The organism is Halorubrum sp. CSM-61, from assembly GCF_003781945.1.
Lineage (GTDB): Archaea > Halobacteriota > Halobacteria > Halobacteriales > Haloferacaceae > Halorubrum.
Genome location: NZ_RJJW01000004.1, coordinates 172,890 through 192,450 on the forward strand (window position 1 = coordinate 172,890; position 19,561 = coordinate 192,450).

Annotated in this window: 22 protein-coding genes; 16 read left to right on the top strand and 6 right to left on the bottom strand. The window is 70.4% G+C overall.

Annotated elements, in window-relative coordinates; genetic code table 11:
* Nucleotides 1-58 precede the first annotated feature (58 nt).
* Complete coding sequence (locus EDM04_RS08810; RefSeq protein WP_123621209.1) at nucleotides 59-1,111, bottom strand: M42 family metallopeptidase; 1,053 nt, start codon at nucleotides 1,109-1,111, stop codon at nucleotides 59-61.
* 175 nt (nucleotides 1,112-1,286) lie between these two features.
* Between EDM04_RS08810 and EDM04_RS08815 the strand changes: the two genes are divergently transcribed.
* The 5 genes from EDM04_RS08815 to EDM04_RS08835 all read left to right on the top strand — a co-directional run bounded on the left by EDM04_RS08815 (nucleotide 1,287) and on the right by EDM04_RS08835 (nucleotide 5,291).
* Nucleotides 1,287-1,544 carry an MTH865 family protein gene (locus EDM04_RS08815; RefSeq protein ID WP_123621211.1) on the top strand — a complete coding sequence of 86 codons (258 nt, stop codon included), beginning with the start codon at nucleotides 1,287-1,289 and terminating at the stop codon, nucleotides 1,542-1,544.
* A gap of 81 nt (nucleotides 1,545-1,625) precedes the next feature.
* Entirely contained in the window at nucleotides 1,626-2,405 is a 780-nt protein-coding gene (locus tag EDM04_RS08820) for a J domain-containing protein (RefSeq protein WP_123621213.1), read from the top strand.
* 34 nt (nucleotides 2,406-2,439) lie between these two features.
* Entirely contained in the window at nucleotides 2,440-3,480 is a 1,041-nt protein-coding gene (locus EDM04_RS08825; RefSeq protein WP_123621215.1) for an NAD(P)-dependent alcohol dehydrogenase, read from the top strand.
* Nucleotides 3,481-3,583: 103 nt separating this feature from the next.
* The gene (locus EDM04_RS08830) at nucleotides 3,584-4,066 is read left to right on the top strand and encodes a hypothetical protein (protein WP_123621218.1); all 483 of its coding nucleotides are present in this window, start codon (nucleotides 3,584-3,586) and stop codon (nucleotides 4,064-4,066) included.
* A 22-nt stretch (nucleotides 4,067-4,088) separates the two neighbouring features.
* The gene (locus tag EDM04_RS08835; RefSeq protein ID WP_123621220.1) at nucleotides 4,089-5,291 is read left to right on the top strand and encodes a thiamine pyrophosphate-dependent enzyme; all 1,203 of its coding nucleotides are present in this window, start codon (nucleotides 4,089-4,091) and stop codon (nucleotides 5,289-5,291) included.
* 24 nt (nucleotides 5,292-5,315) lie between these two features.
* Here the strand turns inward: EDM04_RS08835 and EDM04_RS08840 are convergent, their stop codons facing one another.
* Complete coding sequence (locus EDM04_RS08840) at nucleotides 5,316-6,644, bottom strand: NAD(P)/FAD-dependent oxidoreductase (protein WP_123621223.1); 1,329 nt, start codon at nucleotides 6,642-6,644, stop codon at nucleotides 5,316-5,318.
* Between the two features lie 233 nt (nucleotides 6,645-6,877).
* On the opposite strand from EDM04_RS08840, the gene EDM04_RS08845 reads away from it, so the two are divergent.
* The 7 genes from EDM04_RS08845 to EDM04_RS08875 all read left to right on the top strand — a co-directional run bounded on the left by EDM04_RS08845 (nucleotide 6,878) and on the right by EDM04_RS08875 (nucleotide 13,199).
* The gene (locus EDM04_RS08845; protein ID WP_123621225.1) at nucleotides 6,878-7,330 is read left to right on the top strand and encodes a hypothetical protein; all 453 of its coding nucleotides are present in this window, start codon (nucleotides 6,878-6,880) and stop codon (nucleotides 7,328-7,330) included.
* Nucleotides 7,331-7,378: 48 nt separating this feature from the next.
* Nucleotides 7,379-8,605: a pyridoxal-phosphate dependent enzyme gene (locus tag EDM04_RS08850; protein WP_123621227.1), complete on the top strand. Its 1,227-nt coding sequence runs from the start codon at nucleotides 7,379-7,381 to the stop codon at nucleotides 8,603-8,605.
* Nucleotides 8,606-8,687: 82 nt separating this feature from the next.
* On the top strand, nucleotides 8,688-9,278 hold the full coding sequence (locus tag EDM04_RS08855; RefSeq protein WP_123621228.1) for a GNAT family N-acetyltransferase: 591 nt from the start codon (nucleotides 8,688-8,690) through the stop codon (nucleotides 9,276-9,278).
* A 206-nt stretch (nucleotides 9,279-9,484) separates the two neighbouring features.
* Nucleotides 9,485-10,522 (top strand): AI-2E family transporter, encoded by a 1,038-nt coding sequence (locus EDM04_RS08860; RefSeq protein WP_123621230.1) that lies wholly within the window; start codon nucleotides 9,485-9,487, stop codon nucleotides 10,520-10,522.
* Nucleotides 10,523-10,592: 70 nt separating this feature from the next.
* Nucleotides 10,593-10,994 carry a cytidine deaminase gene (gene cdd, locus EDM04_RS08865; RefSeq protein WP_123621232.1) on the top strand — a complete coding sequence of 134 codons (402 nt, stop codon included), beginning with the start codon at nucleotides 10,593-10,595 and terminating at the stop codon, nucleotides 10,992-10,994.
* A 67-nt stretch (nucleotides 10,995-11,061) separates the two neighbouring features.
* Complete coding sequence (locus tag EDM04_RS08870) at nucleotides 11,062-11,889, top strand: nucleoside phosphorylase (protein ID WP_123621235.1); 828 nt, start codon at nucleotides 11,062-11,064, stop codon at nucleotides 11,887-11,889.
* A gap of 128 nt (nucleotides 11,890-12,017) precedes the next feature.
* The gene (locus EDM04_RS08875) at nucleotides 12,018-13,199 is read left to right on the top strand and encodes an NAD(P)/FAD-dependent oxidoreductase (protein ID WP_123621237.1); all 1,182 of its coding nucleotides are present in this window, start codon (nucleotides 12,018-12,020) and stop codon (nucleotides 13,197-13,199) included.
* 767 nt (nucleotides 13,200-13,966) lie between these two features.
* Here EDM04_RS08875 and EDM04_RS08880 read toward each other — a convergent pair.
* Nucleotides 13,967-14,500, bottom strand: a complete 534-nt coding sequence (locus EDM04_RS08880; RefSeq protein WP_123621239.1) for an Rrf2 family transcriptional regulator — start codon at nucleotides 14,498-14,500, stop codon at nucleotides 13,967-13,969.
* Nucleotides 14,501-14,567: 67 nt separating this feature from the next.
* Nucleotides 14,568-14,783, bottom strand: coding sequence for a hypothetical protein (locus EDM04_RS08885; RefSeq protein ID WP_123621241.1), 216 nt, complete (start codon nucleotides 14,781-14,783; stop codon nucleotides 14,568-14,570).
* A 121-nt stretch (nucleotides 14,784-14,904) separates the two neighbouring features.
* Here EDM04_RS08885 and rocF point away from each other — a divergent pair, with 121 nt between their 5' ends.
* Nucleotides 14,905-15,810 carry an arginase gene (gene rocF / locus EDM04_RS08890; protein ID WP_123621243.1) on the top strand — a complete coding sequence of 302 codons (906 nt, stop codon included), beginning with the start codon at nucleotides 14,905-14,907 and terminating at the stop codon, nucleotides 15,808-15,810.
* Nucleotides 15,811-15,837: 27 nt separating this feature from the next.
* Here rocF and EDM04_RS08895 read toward each other — a convergent pair whose 3' ends face one another.
* Nucleotides 15,838-16,134 (bottom strand): hypothetical protein, encoded by a 297-nt coding sequence (locus tag EDM04_RS08895; RefSeq protein ID WP_099254749.1) that lies wholly within the window; start codon nucleotides 16,132-16,134, stop codon nucleotides 15,838-15,840.
* 163 nt (nucleotides 16,135-16,297) lie between these two features.
* Between EDM04_RS08895 and EDM04_RS08900 the strand changes: the two genes are divergently transcribed.
* Nucleotides 16,298-17,089: a PHP domain-containing protein gene (locus EDM04_RS08900; protein ID WP_394338979.1), complete on the top strand. Its 792-nt coding sequence runs from the start codon at nucleotides 16,298-16,300 to the stop codon at nucleotides 17,087-17,089.
* 43 nt (nucleotides 17,090-17,132) lie between these two features.
* Here the strand turns inward: EDM04_RS08900 and EDM04_RS08905 are convergent, their stop codons facing one another.
* The gene (locus tag EDM04_RS08905; RefSeq protein ID WP_123621247.1) at nucleotides 17,133-17,636 is read right to left on the bottom strand and encodes a metal-dependent hydrolase; all 504 of its coding nucleotides are present in this window, start codon (nucleotides 17,634-17,636) and stop codon (nucleotides 17,133-17,135) included.
* 142 nt (nucleotides 17,637-17,778) lie between these two features.
* On the opposite strand from EDM04_RS08905, the gene EDM04_RS08910 reads away from it, so the two are divergent.
* Complete coding sequence (locus tag EDM04_RS08910) at nucleotides 17,779-18,900, top strand: pyridoxal phosphate-dependent aminotransferase (RefSeq protein WP_123621249.1); 1,122 nt, start codon at nucleotides 17,779-17,781, stop codon at nucleotides 18,898-18,900.
* A complete protein-coding gene (locus tag EDM04_RS08915) occupies nucleotides 18,897-19,433 on the top strand; it encodes a PaaI family thioesterase (protein WP_123621250.1) in 537 nt (178 codons plus the stop codon). Before EDM04_RS08910 ends, EDM04_RS08915 begins: the two co-directional genes overlap by 4 nt.
* The last annotated feature ends 128 nt before the right edge of the window (nucleotides 19,434-19,561 follow it).

Genomic DNA, 19,561 nt, shown 5'->3' on the forward strand with positions numbered 1-19,561 from the left:
ACAGCGGTCCGGAAACGCGGTCTGACGTCGGCTCCCTTTTACCGCGCGTCCGTCGCGTCTACAGCGTGTAGTCGTGCTCGCCGGTCTCCGACTCCAGGAACGCCGTCAGCAGGTCGATCGTCGCGGCCACGTCGTCGCCGTCGGCGGTCTCGGTGACGGTGTGGAGGTACCGCGTCGGGATCGAGATCGCGCCGACGGGCTTCGCGCCCGCGGTGTTCTGGAACCCGGCGGTGTCGGTGCCGCCCGCGGGCAACACCTCGTGCTGGTGGTCGATCCCCGCCTCCTCGGCGACCGCGGTGAGCCGCCGGTGGACCTTCGGGCTGGTGATCACGGAGGAGTCCTTCAGCTTGACCGCGGTCCCCTCGCCGAGCTCCGTCACCGCGTCGGCCGCGTCGCCGATCTGGGGCACGTCGTTCGCGACGGTCACGTCTAAGGCGATCGCGAGGTCGGGGTCGATGTCGACGCCGAGCGCGGTCGCGCCGCGGAGCCCGACCTCCTCTTGGACCGTCGCCGCGAAGTGGACCGTCACGTCGGGGTCGTCGATCCGCTTCGCGGCCTCGAGCGTCGCGAACAGGCAGATCCGGTCGTCGAGCGCCTTCCCCGTGATCCGGTCGCCCATGCGGGTCGTCGTCTGGTCGAGGGTGACCAGGTCGCCGACGCCGACAAGCTCCTCGACCGTCTCGGCGTCGCGGCCCACGTCGATGTACACGTCGGAGACCGCGTCCTCTTTCTCCTTCTGCTCGTCCGTGAGGGTGTGGGGCGGGACGGAGCCGATGACGCCGGTGAGGTCCTCCTCACCGTGGACGGTGACGCGCTGGGCGCGCAGCACGCGGGCGTCGAACCCGCCGAGCGGATCGACTTGGACGAACCCCTCGTCGGTAACGTGACGGACCATGAAGCCGATCTCGTCCATGTGGGCCGCGACGGCGACCGAGTAGTCCGAGTCGCCCTCGATCGTGGCGACGACGTTGCCCATCGCGTCGGTGCGGACGCGGTCGGCGCGGTCGGCGAACTCGCGGCGGACGATCTCGCGGACCTCGTCCTCGTACCCCGGGACGCCCCGGGCCTCGGTCAACTCGCACAGCAGGTCGTAATCGAACTCGAACGACATGGCTCCCCCTCGCGACCCAACCGACAAAGTTCCGCAGGATCCGGAATTCGCCCCCGGTTTCCCGGTCCGACTCGGGTCGTCCCGTTCGCCCTCGTCCCGTTCGTCGTACAAGAACCCTCAACGAGTTTAGCGTTGTTCCGCAACGCTTTTGCGGTCGCTCTCGGGAAATACGTGCATGACAGACGTGAAAGCGGAACTCCGCGAACAGTTCTTAGAGGCCTTCGGCGGCGCCGACTTCCCCGTCGAGAACCAGATGGACCTGGTCCCCGCGCTCCCGGACGGGCCGGCCACGAAGTTCGAGGCCGGCGACGTGAGCTTCACCGCGATGGAGATGGCCGCGAAGCTCGGCAGCGAGCAGGAGTTCCCCTACGACACCCCCGAGGAGCTCGTCGACGACATCATCGACGGGCTCGAAGCGAAGGGGATGATCTGACGCTCGGACGCGACTCTCCCTTCTCGAATCCGCCGTCGAACCCGCCGAGGGGTTGATACGCGCGGAGCCGTAACTGCGGGCGTGGTCGCCGAGCTCGTCCGTCTCCTGCCGCCGTGGGTCGCGTTGGGCCTCGCGCTCGGCGCCGTCGCCTCCGGGCTCGTCGCGCTCGCCTTCTACCTCGGGGACCGGTACGTGCCCTCCCCGAGCGGCGGTGCCGGGAGGACCGGCCCGGGGAGCGCGGCCGGCGGACCCGACGGCGCGGGCGGCGCCGCTTCGGACCCGGCCGGCGACGAGCGACGGCGGCGGGAGATCCGCGAGTACCTGCGGGCGATCGGCGAGTCGTTCCGCGAGGACCACGCGTTCGACGGCGTCTCGGTCCCCTTCTACCTCCCCGAGCGCGGGGTGGCCATCACGTTCGACGCGCACGACTACTTCAGACTGGAGGGCGAGGGCGTCTACGCGGTCCTCTGTGAACACGAGATGCCCGGCCGCGGGCTCGGTCGACGGCTCCCCTTCGACGTGACCGAGCCCGACTGGGCGAGGGGCGGGCGGTCCCAGAGGGCCGGACGGTCCGGGAGGACGAGCCGGCGCGTCGGCGGAGCCGGCCGCGCCGCCGGGAGGACCGCCCGAGCCGCTACCGCGGGCGGGCGCGATCCGGTGGCGGCCGCCTTCGCCGAGCTCGACGTGGCGACCGACGCCGACGCCGCCGAGGTGAAACGCGCCTACCGCGAGCGCGTCAAAGAGACCCACCCGGATCAGGGCGGCGACGAGGAGGCGTTCCGGCGCGTCCGCGAGGCGTACGCGACCGCGCGCAACCACGTCGACGGGGACCGCGGCGTCCGCGAGCGCCCTTCGCGGTGAACGCTTTTCCCGCTCCCGTGCTATGCGATCGCATATGGAAGCCGCCAGGCTCCACGAGTACACCGACGACATGAGCGAGGGGCTCTCGATCGACGAGGTCGACCGGCCGACGGCGACCGGCGCGGCCGACGTGATCGTCGAGGTCGAGGGCGCGGGGTGGTGCCAGACGGACAACCACATCATCGAGGGGATGTGGGCGGAGTACGTCCCCCAGGATCTTCCCATGACGCTCGGCCACGAGAACGCCGGAACCGTCGTCGAGACGGGCGAGGACGTGAATCTCGTCGCCGAGGGTGACCCGGTGATCTGTCACCCGGTCCAGACCTGCGGCACCTGTCGACCCTGCCGGCTCGGCGAGACGATGTACTGCGAGAACGACGCGTTCAACGGGCTCACCACCGACGGCGGCTTCGCCGAGTACCTCCACACCAGCGAGCGCTCGGTGATCCCGCTGCCGTCCGGCGTCGAGCCGATCGACATCGCGCCCCACGCCGACGCCGGCATCACGGCGTACCACGCGGCGAAGAAGGCGGTCGCAGACCTCGATCCCGGCGACCACGCGGTCGTCATCGGCGTCGGCGGACTCGGACACATCGGGCTCCAGTGTCTCGACGCGATGAGCGCGGCGCGGATCACGGCGATCGATCTGAAGGAGTCAGCCTTGGACCTCGCCGAGAGGTACGGCGCCGACCACCTGATCAATCCGAAAGAGACCGACGTTCGGGAGGAGCTCGAGGCGATTACCGACGGGGCGGGCGCCGCGCAGGTGCTCGACTTCGTCGGTGAGGACGTGACCACCGCGTACGCGCCCGACGTCACCGCCGCCGGCGGCGACCATCACATCATCGGCTACGGCGGACACGTTCACGAGCCGGCGCAGGCGCTCGTGAACGGCGAGTTCTCCTTCGTCGGCAACATCGTCGGCCGGTACGCGGAGCTCCAAGAGCTGGTCGCGCTCGTCGAGCAGGGCGACGTGGACCTACACACCAGCCGCTACGACCTCGGCGAGATCAACGCCGTCGCGGAGCGGCTCGAACGCGGCGAGATCGACGGGAGGGCCGTGATCACGCCCTGAGTCCCGGTTCGACCGCCGAGGCCGAGAGGTCGTCGCGTCGGAGACGCAAACCGACGCTTCACCCACGGGAAGGACTTTACCACGCGTTTACGGACTTTCGGATATGGTTCCGTCTCTCCCGCCCGAGTTCGGCCCCTCGTCCCCGCGTCGGTGGGCGCTGCTCGCCGGCGCCTACGCGTTCGGCTGCGGCGCGGTCACGGCCCGCCTGCTGTCGGACGTGCTGCGCGTCTTCGTCGAGGTGATCGGTCTCCCGCCGTCCTTCCCGGTGCCCCTCCTCGCGGCGCCGGCGCTCCTCGTCGGGAGCGCGGTCTGGTGGCTGGTCGTCGAACGGAACGCGACGTACACGTACCCGGCCGGGGTCGCGTTCGGGACGCTCACGGCCCTCGTCACCGGGCTCGTCTGGACGGCCTGGTTCGTCGTCGTCTGGAGCGTCGATCTGCTCGCCGCCGGCCCTACCCCGCTCCTCGTCGGACTCGTCCTCGCGCTCACGGCGGTCGCGGGGGCGCTCATCGGACCGCCGATACTCTTCCTCCGCCGGCGGAGCCGAGAGCGCTCGGACGCCGCCGCGACCGCTAACTCCTTGTGACCGCGGCGCACAGCGATCGCCCATGGACGAGAACGGCGTCGGCTCCGCCGGTTCCCCTGACCCGTCTGGCTCCGCGACCGACCCGCTCGCCGACGAGGACCTCTACCGCGTGCTCGGGCCGGGCGGCAGTCCCCTCTCGGACGCCGCCGTCCCGGACCTGTCGGACGAGCGGTTCCGCGCGATCTACCGCGATCTGGTGATCACTCGCCGGTTCGACGAGCGCGCGGTGAGCCTCCAGCGACAGGGTCGAATCGGGACGTACGCGCCCTGCGCGGGGCAGGAGGGCTCGGCGGTCGGGTCGACGCACGCGCTCGCGGACCGGGACCTCATCTCCTACCAGTACCGCGAGCACGGGGCGATCGTCGTGCGGGATCTGCTCTCCGAGTACCTCCCCTACTGGATGGGCCACGAGTCGGGGACCGAGGCGATCGCCGAGGGCAACGTCTTCCCGCTGAACATCGGGATCGCGGCGCACCTCCCGCACGCGGTGGGAGCGGCGTGGGCGTTCGACTACCGGGACGAGGACCGGGTCGTCGCCGCGCACTTCGGCGGCGGCGCGACCAGCGAGAGCGACTTCCACGAGGCGATGAACTTCGCGGGCGTCTTCGACGCGCCGACCCTCTTCTGCTGTCACAACAACGGCTGGGCGATCTCGATCCCCGAGTCGCGGCAGACCGCGAGCGACACCTTCGCCGAGAAGGCGGCCGCCTACGGCTTCGAGGGCGTCCGCGTCGACGGGATGGACCCGCTCGCGAGCTACGCGGTCACGGAGAAGGCCGCGGAGCGCGCGCGGGGCGGCGGTTCGGGAGACGGAGACGGAGACGGTTCTGAGGACCGAGACGGCTCGGCGGGCGACGACCCCCGCCCGGCCCTCATCGAGTTCGTGGAGTACCGGTTCGGCGCGCACACCACCGCCGACGACCCGACCGCCTACCGCGACCCCGACGCGGCGGACCCGTGGCGCGCGCTCGACCCCGTCGACCGCATGGAGGGGTTCCTGCGAGAGACCGGGCGAATCGACGACGAGGGCGTCGCCGCGGTCCGCGAGGAGGCCGACGAGGTGGTCGCCGAGGCGATCGAGTTCGCGGAGTCGGTCGAGCCCGACCCGGCCGACATGTTCGACCACGCGTACGCCGACCTTCCGCCCGAGATCCGTCGCCAGCGCGACGAACTGCTCGCGGCCGTCGAGGAGCACGGTGAGGGGGCGTTCCGGCGGGAGGAGTAGCGACGCCGGACGTCGCTCCGACGTTTATAAGTACCCGCCCGCCGCCTCGGCCGCCGTCCGCCCGCTCTCTAAGGCGCCCTGGATCGACGACCACTCCGTGTAGTCGCCGGCGAGGACGACCGGCCCCTCGGGGTCGTCGGGCTCGGGAAGGCCCGCGTGAACCCCCGGCGGCTGGGCGAACTGCGCGAACGGGATCCGGTGGGTGTCGACGGTCTCCAACCCGTCGAAGTCGCGGCCGGGGTACCACGCCTCGAGGGCGTCGCGGACGTCGTCGCGGAGGCCGGCGGCCGGCCGGTCCAGCGGCGTCTCGCCGAGGAACGTCGCGGCGATCAGCGCGCGGTCGTCGGGGGCGTACTCGGGCGCGACCTCCGACATCGGGACCACCGCGTTCGGCGAGTCGTCCGCGGCGTTGAGCAGGATCCGCTCGCCCGTCTCGAACGACTCGCCCGCCGGGAGCGTGTACCACCCGGTGACGTTCGGGACGCCCTCGGTCGGGATCGACTCGACGTCCGTGAGGCGGCGCGCCTCCGGCGGAGTCGCCGCGACGACGACCGCGTCGGTCTCGTGAGTCGAGCCGTCCGCGAGCTCGACGGTCGCGCCCTCGGCGTCGCCGCGGCCGATCCGGAAGGGGATCCGGCCCTGGCCTGCGGTCCGCACCGACTCCACGTCCTCGCCCGCCTCGATCGTCACCCCGGCGTCGCGGGCGCGGTCGGCGAGCGCCTCCGGGATCGCCCGCATCCCCGCCGCGGGGACGCCGATCGCGCCGCGGCTCATCGCGCGGAACGTGTACTCGAAGACGTTCTTCGAAGTCGAGAGGCTCCGGTCGAGGGTGATCCCGCCGTAAAAGGGCTCGACGAAGTTGGTCACGTAGTCGTCGGCGAACCCCCATTTATAAAGGTACTCGCGGATCGACGCGTCGGGACCGGCGAAGAAGTCGTCCTCGCCGCGCTTCGCGAGGTCGTGTCGGAGCGCGAGCGTCCGAAGCTTGTCGGAGAAGGAGATCTCGTCGTTGCGGAGCGAGGCGACCGCGGCGCGGGGGTCGCGGAACGGGTCCGAGAGAACCGAGCGCGACCCCGGCCGGCAGATCGTCGCGCCGGGCGCGAACCGCCGGACGTCGAGGGCGTCGCCGACGTCACCCTCGTTGCCCACCTCCGCCGCGACCGCCGGGTAGCTTGTGAACAGCACCTGAAACCCCCGGTCGAGGGTGAACCCGTCGACGGTCTCGGTCCGGACCCGCCCCCCGACCTCGGGCCGTCGCTCGTACAGCGTCACGTCCGCGCTCGCCTCGGCGAGCCGAGTCGCCGCGACGAGCCCAGCGAGCCCGCCGCCGACGACGGTGGCGTCTCCGTGCATGGGTTTCCGTTCGGTCGGGGCGCTTATAAGCGGCCACGGCTCGATCCCGCTCGCCCGGCGCCGCCGGGATATTCTCACTCTCGATATTTTGAGGATCGGGTTTGAAGCCCTCCTCCCGTCGATCCGCACGCCATGGTCCGCGCACCGCGGTGCACGCCGAGACGCTGCGGACTCGGTGTGCGCCACGCGACGGGGCAGAGCGGATCCGGAGCGCGCCACGCGACGGGGGACGCATGAGCGACCCCGACGAGCGGTGGCTCTACTACGGCGCGGCCGCGACCCCGGTCGACCGCCCCGATCAGACGTTCGGCTACGTCGACGACGACGAACACCCCCGGTTCGGGACGTTCCCGACCGCGTTCCTGAAACGCATCGACGTGTCGGTCGACGAGGAGCGCGGCCGGATCCTGCTCTCGGAGCTGGACCGTGACCTGTACCGGCGGTTCGGGAACGGGTTCGAGCGCGTCGACGTCGGGGTGCTCGCCGCCGACCTCATCGCGGAGACGCTGTTCACGCCCGGCGAGGCGCGGATCGTCGTGCTTTACGGCTGGTTCGACATGGACCGCGAGACGGCGGCCGAGGCGCTCGAGACGGACCCGGACGGCGTTGCCTCGCTGGTCGAGGAGATCCGGGACCGTCGGAAGCGGGCGGACCGGACGGCGACGGTTCGGTTCACGCCGGAGTAGCCGCGCCCGAGAGGGAAGCGATTAGTCGCCGCCGCCGAAAGGGCGGGTATGGAGTCGACGGAGACGACGACGGCGTTCCGCGGGCTGGAGAGTCGCGCGTCGGGTCGCGTCCACGAGACGGCGGACCCGACGACCGTGTCGGCCGACGAGCGGGCGCGGGGGCTCGACCCCGCCTACGACTACGACGCGGTGGACCCCGAGGCGCTGCTGGACGGGCCGGAGGACGGCCCCGCCGGGACGGGCCGGGGCCACTGGCGCTTCGACGCGCTGCTCCCGTTCCCGGCCGACGCCGCGATCTCGGCCGGCGAGGGCGCCACTCCCCTCGTTCCGACGGAACGGCTCGCCGACGAGCTGGACGTCGACGCGGTGTACGTCAAAGACGAGGGCCGGAACCCGACCGGCACCGTGCTCGACCGCGGGCTCTCGGTCGCGCTCACCGCGGTCGCGGCGCGGGCCGCGGAGGGACAGGACGTGGAGCCGCTCGCGTGCGCGAGCCCCGGAAACGCCGGGCAGTCGATGGCGGCGTACGCGGGCCGGGCCGACCTGCGCTCGTACGCGTTCGTCCCCTCCCGGTGCGCGTTCTCGAACAAGGCGATGACCAACGTCCACGGCGGCGACATGCGCGTGGTCGGCGGGCGTTTCCCGGACGCGGTCGACGCGGTCGACGAACAGCTGGAGACGGAGTACACGGACCTCGGCGAGTTCGCGACGCCGTACCGCCACGACGGCGTGAAGACGCTCGCGTTCGAGCTGGTCGCCGACCTCGGCGACGCGCCGGACGCGGTCGTCGTACCCACGGGGTCCGGCGAGGTCGTCGCCGGGGTTTATAAGGGGTTCGCGGAGCTGGAGCGCGTCGGCGCGATCGACGCCGTCCCGAAGGTCGTCGCGGCGCAGGCGGCGGGCTGTGCGCCGATCGCGGCCGCGGTCGAGCGCGGCCTCGACGAGCCGGAGCCGTGGTCGACGCCCGACACGATCTGCGGCGAGCTGGAGATCGCCGACCCCGCTGGCGGCGCGGCCGCGGTCGAGGCGGTCCGGGAGAGCGGCGGCACCGCGGTGAGCGTCGCGGACGAGGACATCCTCGCGAGCGCGGTCGCGGTCGCGCAGAACGAGGTGATGGAGATGGGCGCCACCGGCGGGGCCGCGCCCGCCGGCGCGTGGGCGCTCGCGGAGAACGAGTTCTTCGACGGCGACGAGACGGTGGTCCTGATCAACAGCGACGCCGGGCTCAAAACGCCCGACGTGCTGCGCAGCCACCTGATGGGACAGGGGATTTAAGCCCGGCCCGGAGCCGGTCGGCGGGGCCGCCCGCGACGCCCCGCGGGGAACCGTTTTTACGTCGGCCCGCGTACGTGGATCCATGTACGTCCGCGACGCCAAGAACCGTGACGAGGCGTGGTTACTGGACGCGATCGAGCAGCTGGGGCTCGACGACGTCGCCTTCCGGTCACGGGACTACGTGATCGCGGTCGACGAGGAGTCGGGCGACCGGGCGGGGTTCGGCCGGCTCCGCCTGCATCGAGGCGACGACGAGGACGCCGAAAACCGGATCGAGCTCACCGGGATCGGTGTCCTTCCGGAGTGGCAGGGACGCGGCGTCGGCGCCCACGTGGTCGAGCGCCTCGTCGACACCGCGGCCGCGGACCGGTTCGAGACGGTGTACGTGCTCACCGACCAGCCCGAGTACCTGACCCAGTTCGGCTTCGAGGAGGTGGACACCGACGACCTTCCGGAGGCGCTCTCGGACCGGCTCGCGGAGAAGCGCGAGTTCCTCGGCGGCGGCGTGGTCGGCCTCGAGCTCGCCGTCGACGACTTCGAGATGCCCGACCGGTTCCGCGAGGCGTTCAAGGCGGCCGAGCCGGCGGACGCCGCCGACGACACGTCGGAGTCGCCCGAGGACTTCGGGATCGACCCCGACTCGGCCACCTACAAGTACGACACGGGGCGGTGAGGCCCACGAGCGTGACACGGGGCGGTGAGGCGCCACGAGCGCGACGCGGGGCGGTGAGGCGCCACGAGCGCGACGCGGGGCGGTGAGGCGCCACGAGCGCGACGCGGGGCGGTGAGACGGATCACGACCCCGAGTCGATCCCGTTAGCACTCTCGAAACCCGATTATCGGGCCAGTAAAGTAATGCACGTCTCTCCAGCCGTCGGTATGTCACAGAGATCGGGCCCTCCGACGTGGCTCGCGGGACAGCCGGGACTGACCGCGCTCGCCCTGTTGAGCAGTCTCCTCGTCCTGCTCGTCCTGCTGCCGTATCTGCAGTTCGCCCTGTTCGGCGTGGTTCTCGCGTACATCCTGTACCCGGTCCAAGTGCGAGCCGAGGAGTACGTCAGGCCCACGGTCGCGGCGCTCGGAGTCGTCGTGGCCGCGTTGGTGTTCGTGTTGATCCCGATCATCTATCTCCTCACGATCGCCGTCCGACAGTCGCTCCGGGTCGTGAGCGCCGTCAGGGACGGGCAGTTCGACCTCGCGTCGATCGAGGGGCTCCTCGCGGATATCGGGTTCCGTGTCGACATCGCCACGCTGTACGAGTCGAACCAGGAGCGGATCGCGACGAGCCTCCAACAGGTCACGTCGGGGGCGATCGACCTCGTCGGGAGTCTGCCGGGGCTGTTCATCGGGCTGACTATCACGCTGTTCGTCCTCTTCGCACTGTTGCGCGACGGGGAACGGTTCGCGGCGTGGGTCCAGTGGGTGCTGCCGATCGACGACGATGTCTTAGGCGAGCTCCGCGAGGGGCTCGATCAGCTCATGTGGGCCTCGGTCGTCGGGAACGTCGCCGTCGCGGCCATTCAGGCGGTGCTGCTCGGCGTCGGGCTCGCGATCGCCGGCCTCCCCGCCGTGATCTTCCTCACGGTCGCCACGTTCGTGTTGACGCTGCTCCCCCTCGTCGGCTCGTTCGGGATCTGGATACCGGCCGCGGTGTATCTCGTCGCGGTCGGACGACCGGTCGCCGCCGCGGCGATAGCCGTGTACGGCCTGATCGTCACCTTCTCGGACACGTACCTCCGTCCCGCGCTGATCGGTCGGACCGGCGCGTTCAACTCCACGACCATCGTCATCGGTATCTTCGGGGGGCTCGCCGTGTTCGGCGCAGTCGGCCTGTTCATCGGTCCCGTCGTCCTCGGCGGGGCGAAGCTCGTCCTCGACTGCTTCGCTCGGGCACACGCCGGCGAGTCGACCGCGTGAGCTCCGACCCCTCTGGCCTCCGACCGGTTCCGAACCGTCCATTTATTCGACCGCCGGTCGACGCCTCAGTATGGATCTGATCGAGGCCGCGCGCGACGCGCTCGCCGACGCCCACGTCCCGTACTCCGAGTACCGCGTCGGCGCGGCGCTCCGGACCGCCGACGGCACCGTCTACACCGGCTGCAACATCGAGAACGCGAACTACTCCAACAGCCTCCACGCCGAGGAGGTCGCGCTCGCGGAGGCGGTGAAGGACGGCCACCGCGAGTTCGATCGGATCGCGGTCACGTCGGGCGTCCGCGACGGGGTCACCCCCTGCGGGATGTGCCGGCAGTCGCTCGCGGAGTTCGCGGCCGACGACCTCGTCGTCGTCTGCGACGAGGGGGACGGCGAGATCGGCGAGTACACCCTCGGCGAGCTGCTCCCGAACACCATCTCGGAGGGGACGCTCGACGACGCGCGCGCGGAGTGAGGCGCGGGAGAGGCCCCGAGCGACCGAGACGGAACTCCTTTTAAACGGCTCACCGAAGGGCGGAGACATGACCGACGACAGCGACAGGAGCGAGGACCCGAACGACGAGGTGGGGTACCACGTCGAGGTCGGCGAGGGCGACGTCGCGGACGCCGTGCTCCTCCCCGGAAACCCCGAGCGCGTGGACAAGATCACGGCGCTGTGGGACGGCCACGAGGAGGTCGCGCGCCACCGCGAGTACCGCACCGCGACCGGGACCTACGAGGGCGCGCCCATCTCCGTGACCTCCACCGGGATCGGCTCGCCGTCGGCCGCCATCGCGGTCGAGGAACTCGCGAGGGTCGGCGTCGACACGTTCATCCGGGTCGGCTCCTGCGGCGCGATCCAGCCGGGGATGGACGTGGGCGACCTGGTGATCACGACCGGCGCGGTCAGACAGGAGGGGACGAGCGACGAGTACGTCCGCGAGGACTACCCGGCCGCCGCCGACGGCGAGGTCGTCTCCGCGCTCGTCGCCGCCGCCGAGCGGCTCGGCCACGACTACCACACCGGGGTGACGATGAGCGCCGACTCCTTCTACGCCGGGCAGGGACGCCCCGGGTTCGAGGGGTTCGAGGCGGCCGGCTCCGACGAGCTGGTCGAAGAGCTGCGGGACGCGAACGTGAAGAACATCGAGATGGAGGCGTCGGCGATCCTCACGATCGCGAACGTGTACGGGCTCCGCGCGGGCGCGGTCTGCTCCGTCTACGCGAACCGGGTCACCGGCGAGTTCCGCACCGAGGGCGAGTCGCGGGCGGCCGAGACCGCGAGCCTCGCCGTGACGCTCCTCGCGCGGATGGACGAGGTCAAACGCGAGGCGGGCGCCGATCGCTGGCACGCCGGGCTCTCGCTTTGACGCCCTCCCCGCGCTGAAGCGCAAGGCTCTCTCCTCGATCCTCCGTAAGGCGGCGGTGCGAACGCCGATTAGTCCGAGATCATGTACGTTCCAAAGCGACTTTACCCGCGGACTGCGGAAACGTACACATGACTACACAGGTCGTCGTCGTCGGTTCCGGCTACGCCGGAGCAGGTGCGGTGAAGGCGTTCGAAGACGAGGTCGGCGATGGCGAGGCCGAACTCACGTGGATCTCGGAGCAGGATTACCACCTCGTTCTCCACGAGGTACACCGCGCGATCCGTAACCCCGCGGTCGCAGAGAAGATCACCATCCCGGTCGACGAGATCAAATCGTCCGAGTCGCAGTTCGTGGAGGGTCGCGTCGTCGACGTCGACACCGACGAACGCGTCGTCGAGACCGACGACGGGACGACCGTCGACTACGACTACCTCCTGCTCGGCGTCGGTTCCACGACCGCCTTCTTCGGTATCGAGGGGCTCGAGGAGAACGCCCACCAGCTCAAGAGCCTCGACGACGCGAAGGCGATCCACGAGGACGTGCGGTCGGCCGCCGCCGAGGCGACGCGGTCCGACCCGGTCGAGGTCATCGTCGGCGGCGCGGGCCTCTCCGGCATCCAGACCGCGGGCGAGATCGCGGAGTACCGCGACAAGCACCGCGCCCCGATCGACATCAAGCTCGTCGAGGGCCTCGACGAGGTCTTCCCCGGGAACGACCCGCAGATTCAGGGCGCGCTCCGTCAGCGGCTCGAGGACGCAGACATCGAGATCCTCACCGGTGACTTCATCTCGAAGGCCGACGAGGACGCGGTCTACCTCGGCGGCGGCGACGAGGAGGAGCCCGAGGAGCTCGCTTACGACGTGCTCATCTGGACCGGCGGCATCACGGGGCAGCCGGAGCTGGAGAACGTCGAGGTCGACAAGGACGAGCGATCGAACCGCGTCCACGCCGACTCCGACTTCGCCACGAGCGACGACCGCGTGTTCGCCATCGGCGACACCGCCCTCGTCGAGCAGGGCGACGACGACGTGGCGCCGCCGACGGCGCAGGCCGCCTGGCAGGCCGCGGAGGTCGCCGGCGAGAACCTCGCGCGCGCCGCCCGCGGCGCGCCCCTCCAGTCGTGGGAACACACGGACAAGGGGACCGTCATCTCGGTCGGCGAGGACGCGGTCGCCCACGACGTGATGGGGATGCCGATCAAGACGTTCGGCGGTACTCCCGCGAAGCTGCTGAAGAAGTCCATCGCGGTGCGGTGGATCGCGAAGGTCTCCTCGACCGGGCGCGGCGTGAGCGCGTTCGGCGACATGTAGGATCGGAGCGATCGCGATCGACCCCGCGCATCTTTCTCTTTTAAGTCATCTCGGGATCCGTTACAACCCTATTCTTCAGACACGTCTTCAACTGAAACGGTCGGTCGATGAGACCTGCTTCCTGATCGATAGCGGGAGTGGGTATATCGAGATGGTGGCGTGGTTGTTTATAAGTGGTCGAGTGGCGTTGCTGTCGGCTGTTTATAAGTCGTCGACGGCGTTACGGTGACGACCTCCAAAGCCCCAGCCGCTGTGGGCGGCGCACGCTCGTTGCGCTCCTCAGTCGCTCGTTTCACTCGCTCCCTGCGGTGCTTACGTCGCCTGCGCCGCCCACAGCGGCTGCCCCTTTGAGTCCCACCCGACCGCACAGCCTCACGCCTCCCCAGCCTCGTCGCTGGCGGCTATCGCCGCCAGCGACTCCCTCGCGCGTGCTGCTCGGCCGCGAGGCGGCCTCGCAGGCACGCGCCACTGCGTTGTAGCTTTAAAAGCGATCATCGGCGTCACTCACGGTTGCTTTTAAATATTGAAGCGCGGACGCCGATCTGCAATACCCACTCCCGTTCTCGCTCACCGCTGTATCTGTATATATTGGGTGTTCAGAGCGTATCTCCTGCTGAGGATTTCAACAAAGGCCGATCCCAGCAGCGCGAGCGGTGATTCCGTCGACAGCGGCGCGATCAGGGAGCCCACCGTAAGCGACCGCGCTGGAGCTGTCCGTTAGTGAGTTCGCAAAGAGAAGAGGGCGGAACGGTGTCGTCGGCGAGACGTTAGTGCTCGGCGGGCTCGTCGGGCGCGCGCATGTCGTCGATCCGGAGGATGAGGATGTTCGCGGTGTCGTCTTTGCCGTCGACGGTCCCGTCGATGACGAGCTTCGAGAGGGGGGTCGGCCCGACGGTGACGGAGTCGCCCTCGTGGAAGTCGCGGACGGAGCCCTGCACGTGGATCTCGGCGCGGCAGAGCTCGGGGTGGTGGACGCTGGAGAGGTCGATCCCGTCGACGTTGACCCCCGTCACTTCCTCCCCCTCGTGGTAGATGGGGACGTCCGCCGGCTCCTCCATGCGCTGGATGTCGAGCGCCTCGTACGCGTTCGAGGTGGGCTTGTACCCGCCCTTCGGGCCCGGTACGCCCTCGACCAACTGGAGGGCCTTCAGGCTCTGCATCTGGTTCCGGATCGTCCCCGGGTTGCGGTCGACCTCCTCGGCGATCGCCTCGCCTTTGACGGCGTCCTCCTGTTCCCCGTACAGGTTGATGAGGGCCGAGAGGATGCTTTTCTGACTCGACGTGAGCTCGATCGATGACATAGGCGCGAATAGATGGCCGGCCCGCTTAAATGCGATGGAAGCCCGTTATAAATGATCGTGTGGTTTCTCAGGATCGCCGAAGCCGACGGAGTCGAACGTACGCGATCGGGCTGGAGAGCGCCACGACGACGCCGACGCCGATCAGCGCGAGCCCGAGGTCGCCGACGAAGAAGGCGACGGCGGCACCGACGAGTCCGATCGCGGCGCCGGTGAACGCGACTGCGATCATGGCGCCGATCGGTTCGAGGTCGGCCGGAGCGAAGTCGCCGTCGGAGCCGCTCATACCCGCCGTTGGAGGGGCGAGGTGAAAACCGTGTGCGATCCCCTCTCCGCGCGATCTTCTCCTCGGGCGGGCGTCGGGGGAGACCCCACCTTTCAAGCGCCGCCGGGGCGCTCTCTCGGACATGACCACCGTCAGGATCATCGGCGTGCCGACCGACTACGGGGCGAACCGACGCGGCGTGGACATGGGACCGTCGGCCATCCGCTACGCCGGACTGGCCGACCAGCTCGCGGGAGCGGGCGTCGAGACGGTCGACGCGGGCGACCTCGCGGTCCCCCGCGCCGAGGAGCGCGACCCGGACGCGGAGCCTCCACGCGACGGGGACGCGAAGTTCCTCCGCGAGACGGCCGACGTCTGCCGCCGGCTCGCGGACGAGGTCGGCGGGGCGCTCGCCGAGGGGGAAGTGCCGCTCGCGCTCGGCGGGGACCACTCGATCGCCATCGGCTCGCTCGCCGGGTCCGCGCGGGACGCGGCGATCGGCGCGGTGTGGTTCGACGCTCACGCCGACCTCAACACGCCCGCGACGACGCCCTCCGGGAACGTCCACGGGATGCCGCTCGCGGCCGCGCTCGGGCTCGGCGAGTTCGCGGGGTCGGACTGGGCGACCGCCCCCGGGCTCGACCCGGAGAACGTCGCGCTCGTCGGGCTGCGCTCCGTGGACGACGCGGAGATCGAGGTGATCCGCGACCACGGGTTCGCCGCCTACACGATGTCGGACATCGACGAGCGCGGGATCACGGACGTGACGGAGGAGGCGATGGCCGAGGCGGCCGCCGGCGTCGACGGGGTCCACGTCAGCCTCGACCTCGACTGGCTCGACCCGAAGGAGGCGCCCGGCGTCGGCACCCCGGTCCGCGGAGGCGCCACCTACCGGGAGGCCCACAGCGCGATGGAGTCCGTCGCCGAGAGCGACGCCGTCCGGTCGATGGAGCTCGTCGAGGTGAACCCGACGCTGGACCAGCACAACGAGACCGCGGAGCTCGCGACGGAGCTCGCCGCGAGCGCGTTCGGGAAGCGAGTGCTGTGAGTCCGTGGCTTCGGTCGGGAGTCCCGATTAGGGGCTTCGGTCCAGTTGGTCGACGACGCGCTGTAAGTCCGCCTCGCGCTCGATCTCGCGCTTGATCTCCTCGCGGCGGCGGACCGCCGCGGAGTCGGCGTCGTACGCGCGCACGAACTCGGCGCGGGTGTGCTCGTCGAACGCGTGCCGGATCGCGAAGTAGCCGTCCGGGACGATCGTGCCGCACACCTTGCACTCGTGGCGCTGGTGGCCGTTCGTCTGGTGGACGATGGCCGACTCCACGTCGTCGAAGGCGGCGTCGCAGCCGTCGATTCCGCACGTCCAGCGGGGCATGTCATCCCGTCCCCGCCCCGAGGGATTAACGGTTTCCCCCGGCGACCGCCGTTCGGGATCCGCCGTTCTCCTCCCGAGCGCGACCGGCGCACCTCCCGAGGCGACGCCACCGGACTCGCCGTCGAACGATACGCCTTTGCTCGGTGACGAAAAACGCCCATCCGTGACTGGATCGAGAACGCGTGTCGACGCCCACGTGAAGGTGCTCGGCGACGACGTCGTGGCCCTCGCGAAGGAGCGAGGGATCGACGCGCTCGTGTACGCCCCGCACTTCACCCGCCTGCCGACGATCCGGCAGCGCGCGGCCCGGTTCTCCGACGGCGACCTGACCGTGGTCCCCGCGCGCGAGGTGTTCACCGGCGACTGGGGGAACCGGCGGCACATCCTCGTTCTCGGGTTGGACGACCCCGTCCCCGACTACATCACCTTCGAAGCGGCGATGGCCGAGGCCGACCGACAGGACGCGGCCGTCTTGGCGCCCCATCCGGGGTTCGCGACCATCTCGCTCACCCGACCGGAGATCGAGGCCCACGGCGCCCGGATCGACGCGGTGGAGACGTACAACACGAAACTTCTCCCGCACCAGAACGCCCGGACGCGCCGGATCGCCGAGGCCACAGACCAGCCGGGGTTCGGCTCGTCGTACGCCCACCTCCCCGGCACCGTCGGCGAGGCGTGGACGGAGTTCGACGGCGACTTCGACGGCGTCGACGCGGTCGTCGAGGCCTTCCGCGAGGCGCGGCCCCGAACCGTCGTCCACCGCGGCGGGGCCGCCCACCAGCTCCGCGGGCTCGTGGAGTTCGCCCACCTCGCGTACGAGAACACGTGGGAGAAGCTCGACCGGCAGTTCCTCTCGGGCGACGAGCCGACCCTCCCGAGCAACGTCGCCTACGAGGGGCGGTTCAACGACGTGAGCGTCTACTCCGGGACGCTCTCCGACTACCGGCCGAACTAGGTCGCGGCCGCGGGCTCGGCGTTTTCTCGTACTCTCTGCCCCGTCAGATCCCGAGCCCCGCCGCCGCCTCGGAGGCGGCCGCCGAGAGGTCGAGATCGAGAGTCACGACGTAAGTGTGGATCGCCCAGAAGACCGCGAGCTCCAGCGCCGTGACGATCACGGTGACCAGGTCCGCGTACTTGCTGCTCGTCGTCACGCCCGTCGGCATCCCGTACTCCGTGTCCGACAGCGGGTGGAACAGCGCGATCCCGCGGCGGCTCCCGACCACGTCGAGGAGGTAGTGGGTCAACACGCCGATCCAGACGTACTGGAGGTTGCCGAACACGAGCGGGTACGCGAGGAAGATCCCGAGCACCGGGAGACTGTGGAGCGTCTTCCGGTGGCGGCCGAAGGCGGTGTCGACGTCGGGGAACAGCGCCCCCAACACGATCGGAACGGTGATCTCGGCGACGGTCCGCGCGGTGGCCGTACTGAGGCTCGGCTCGATGACGAACCCGAGCCCGAGCGCGAGCAGTAAGGCGTTGAGAACGTGACCCCGTTTGTTCATACCTCCGGGTGGCCGGGGGCGCAGGTGAAACCACCGGATCGGAGAAGGCGGGGGTAAGACCGACATAACGCACGCAGGCGTTCCGCCGACCGGGGGAAAGGCCAGCCGAAAGAGCCACGGCGCCCGACGCCGAGCGACGGGTATGGAGTACGAGGAGCCGAAGTTCTTCCACGTGATGCAGTACGCGGCCGGGGCCGACGGGGACGTCATCGACATGGTGAGCGGCAACCCCGACTGGGAGCCGCCGGCCGCGCTGCGGGAGGCGCTCCGCGAGTACGCCGACCTCCCTCCCGAGGAGTTCCAGTACCCGCCCAGCGAGGGGCTGGTGGAGCTCCGCGAGGCGATCGCCGAGCGCCGGAACGTCGACCCCGACCGCGTCGTCGTCACGAACGGGACCGGCGAGGCGAACTACCTCGCGATGGCGCGCGCGTTCGAGCGCGGCGCGGGCGACGAGGCGTTGTTGATGGACCCCGTCTACCCCTACTACCCCGGCAAGACGGACATGCTCGGCGGCGAGTCGACGCTCGTCCCGACGGAGCGCGACGGGAGCCTCGACGTCGACGCGATCCGGGAGGCCGCGAGCGAGGACACCGCGCTCGTCGTCCTGAACACGCCGAACAACCCGACGGGAGCGATATACGACCTCGACGCGATCCGCGAGGTCGTCGAGATTGCGGAGGCGGTCGACGCCCTCGTGATGGTCGACGAGGTGTACGACCACTTCGACCTGACCGGCGAGTTCGAGTCGGCACTGACGCTGGAGTCGGAGCGGGTGCTCGTCACCAGCGGGTTCTCGAAGTCGATGGCGATCACGGGGTTTCGGGTCGGGTACGGGATCTTCCCGGAGGTGCACGTCGGCGACGCCAAGACGCGGCACATGCTCGTGAACGTCGCCGGGGCGCGCCCCTCGCAGTACGCGGTCCACCACGCGCTCGCGGAGACGCCGCCGGAGTACTACGCGGAGGCCCGCGACTTACTCTCCGAGCGGGTCGACGCCTTCACCGACGCGCTCGACGCGGCCGGCGCCGAGTACACCCGTCCGGAGGGGGCGTTCTACGTGCTCGCGCGCTTCGACGGCTTCCCCGGCACGATGGCCAACGTCAAGCGCCTGATCGACGAGGCCGGCGTTGCCGGGATGCCGGGCGAGGCGTTCGGCACCGCCCGCGAGGAGTGGATCCGGTTCGCCCTCGTGACGCCTCGGACCGTCGAGGCCGCGGAGCGCCTCGCCGACTACTTCGGCGACGATGCCCCAGACCCGCGATGACCGGCGGCGAGGGCGACGAGGACGACGGGGGCGGCGGAAGCGACGGAGACGACGAAGGCGACATCCTCGACTACTTCAACCGGAGCCCGTACCGCGATCTGCTCGACATCGAGGTGACGGAGGCCGCCGACGGGCGCGCCGCGGGTCGACTACGGTTCGGCGAGAAGCACTCCTCGAACCGCCGGCGGGCGATCGCGCAGGGCGGCGTCGCCTTCTCGCTGGCCGACAGCGTCGCCGGCGCGGCCGCGACTGCGCTGGCCGGGTTCCCGACGCCCACGATCGACTTCCGGATCGACTACCTCGCGCCCGCGACCGACGACCTCGTCGCGACCGCCGAGGTAGTCAGAGAAGGCGGCGAGACCGCCGTCGTCGACGTGGAGGTCGTCCAGCCCGAGGGCGACGCAGATGAGTATTTAAACGAACCCCGGAACCGAGCCGACGCCGACGACAGGACGGTCGCCGTCGGCAGAGGCGTTTATAAGACGAGCGACCTCCCGGACGACGCGCCGTGGGACCTCGATCAGGGAAAGTAAGAACCGCGGTGGCGTGCGCCTGCGAGCGCCCATCGGGCGCGAGCAGCCCGCACGAGGGAGTCGGGCGTCCGGAGCGAAGCGGAGGGCGCCCGACGAGGCTGGGGAGGCGTGAGGCTGCGGTTGCGGAG

What these genes read in the sequence shown, in the direction of transcription:
- EDM04_RS08825 (WP_123621215.1), top strand. Translation starts at nt 2,440, where the DNA reads ATGGAAGCCGCCAGGCTCCACGAGTACACCGACGACATGAGCGAGGGG.
- EDM04_RS08845 (WP_123621225.1), top strand. Translation starts at nt 6,878, where the DNA reads ATGAGCGACCCCGACGAGCGGTGGCTCTACTACGGCGCGGCCGCGACC.
- EDM04_RS08815 (WP_123621211.1), top strand. Translation starts at nt 1,287, where the DNA reads ATGACAGACGTGAAAGCGGAACTCCGCGAACAGTTCTTAGAGGCCTTC.
- EDM04_RS08905 (WP_123621247.1), bottom strand. Translation starts at nt 17,636, where the DNA reads ATGAACAAACGGGGTCACGTTCTCAACGCCTTACTGCTCGCGCTCGGG.
- cdd (WP_123621232.1), top strand. Translation starts at nt 10,593, where the DNA reads ATGGATCTGATCGAGGCCGCGCGCGACGCGCTCGCCGACGCCCACGTC.
- EDM04_RS08880 (WP_123621239.1), bottom strand. Translation starts at nt 14,500, where the DNA reads ATGTCATCGATCGAGCTCACGTCGAGTCAGAAAAGCATCCTCTCGGCC.
- EDM04_RS08870 (WP_123621235.1), top strand. Translation starts at nt 11,062, where the DNA reads ATGACCGACGACAGCGACAGGAGCGAGGACCCGAACGACGAGGTGGGG.
- EDM04_RS08910 (WP_123621249.1), top strand. Translation starts at nt 17,779, where the DNA reads ATGGAGTACGAGGAGCCGAAGTTCTTCCACGTGATGCAGTACGCGGCC.
- EDM04_RS08830 (WP_123621218.1), top strand. Translation starts at nt 3,584, where the DNA reads ATGGTTCCGTCTCTCCCGCCCGAGTTCGGCCCCTCGTCCCCGCGTCGG.
- EDM04_RS08885 (WP_123621241.1), bottom strand. Translation starts at nt 14,783, where the DNA reads ATGAGCGGCTCCGACGGCGACTTCGCTCCGGCCGACCTCGAACCGATC.
- rocF (WP_123621243.1), top strand. Translation starts at nt 14,905, where the DNA reads ATGACCACCGTCAGGATCATCGGCGTGCCGACCGACTACGGGGCGAAC.
- EDM04_RS08810 (WP_123621209.1), bottom strand. Translation starts at nt 1,111, where the DNA reads ATGTCGTTCGAGTTCGATTACGACCTGCTGTGCGAGTTGACCGAGGCC.
- EDM04_RS08835 (WP_123621220.1), top strand. Translation starts at nt 4,089, where the DNA reads ATGGACGAGAACGGCGTCGGCTCCGCCGGTTCCCCTGACCCGTCTGGC.
- EDM04_RS08915 (WP_123621250.1), top strand. Translation starts at nt 18,897, where the DNA reads ATGACCGGCGGCGAGGGCGACGAGGACGACGGGGGCGGCGGAAGCGAC.
- EDM04_RS08875 (WP_123621237.1), top strand. Translation starts at nt 12,018, where the DNA reads ATGACTACACAGGTCGTCGTCGTCGGTTCCGGCTACGCCGGAGCAGGT.
- EDM04_RS08850 (WP_123621227.1), top strand. Translation starts at nt 7,379, where the DNA reads ATGGAGTCGACGGAGACGACGACGGCGTTCCGCGGGCTGGAGAGTCGC.
- EDM04_RS08860 (WP_123621230.1), top strand. Translation starts at nt 9,485, where the DNA reads ATGTCACAGAGATCGGGCCCTCCGACGTGGCTCGCGGGACAGCCGGGA.
- EDM04_RS08895 (WP_099254749.1), bottom strand. Translation starts at nt 16,134, where the DNA reads ATGCCCCGCTGGACGTGCGGAATCGACGGCTGCGACGCCGCCTTCGAC.
- EDM04_RS08840 (WP_123621223.1), bottom strand. Translation starts at nt 6,644, where the DNA reads ATGCACGGAGACGCCACCGTCGTCGGCGGCGGGCTCGCTGGGCTCGTC.
- EDM04_RS08855 (WP_123621228.1), top strand. Translation starts at nt 8,688, where the DNA reads ATGTACGTCCGCGACGCCAAGAACCGTGACGAGGCGTGGTTACTGGAC.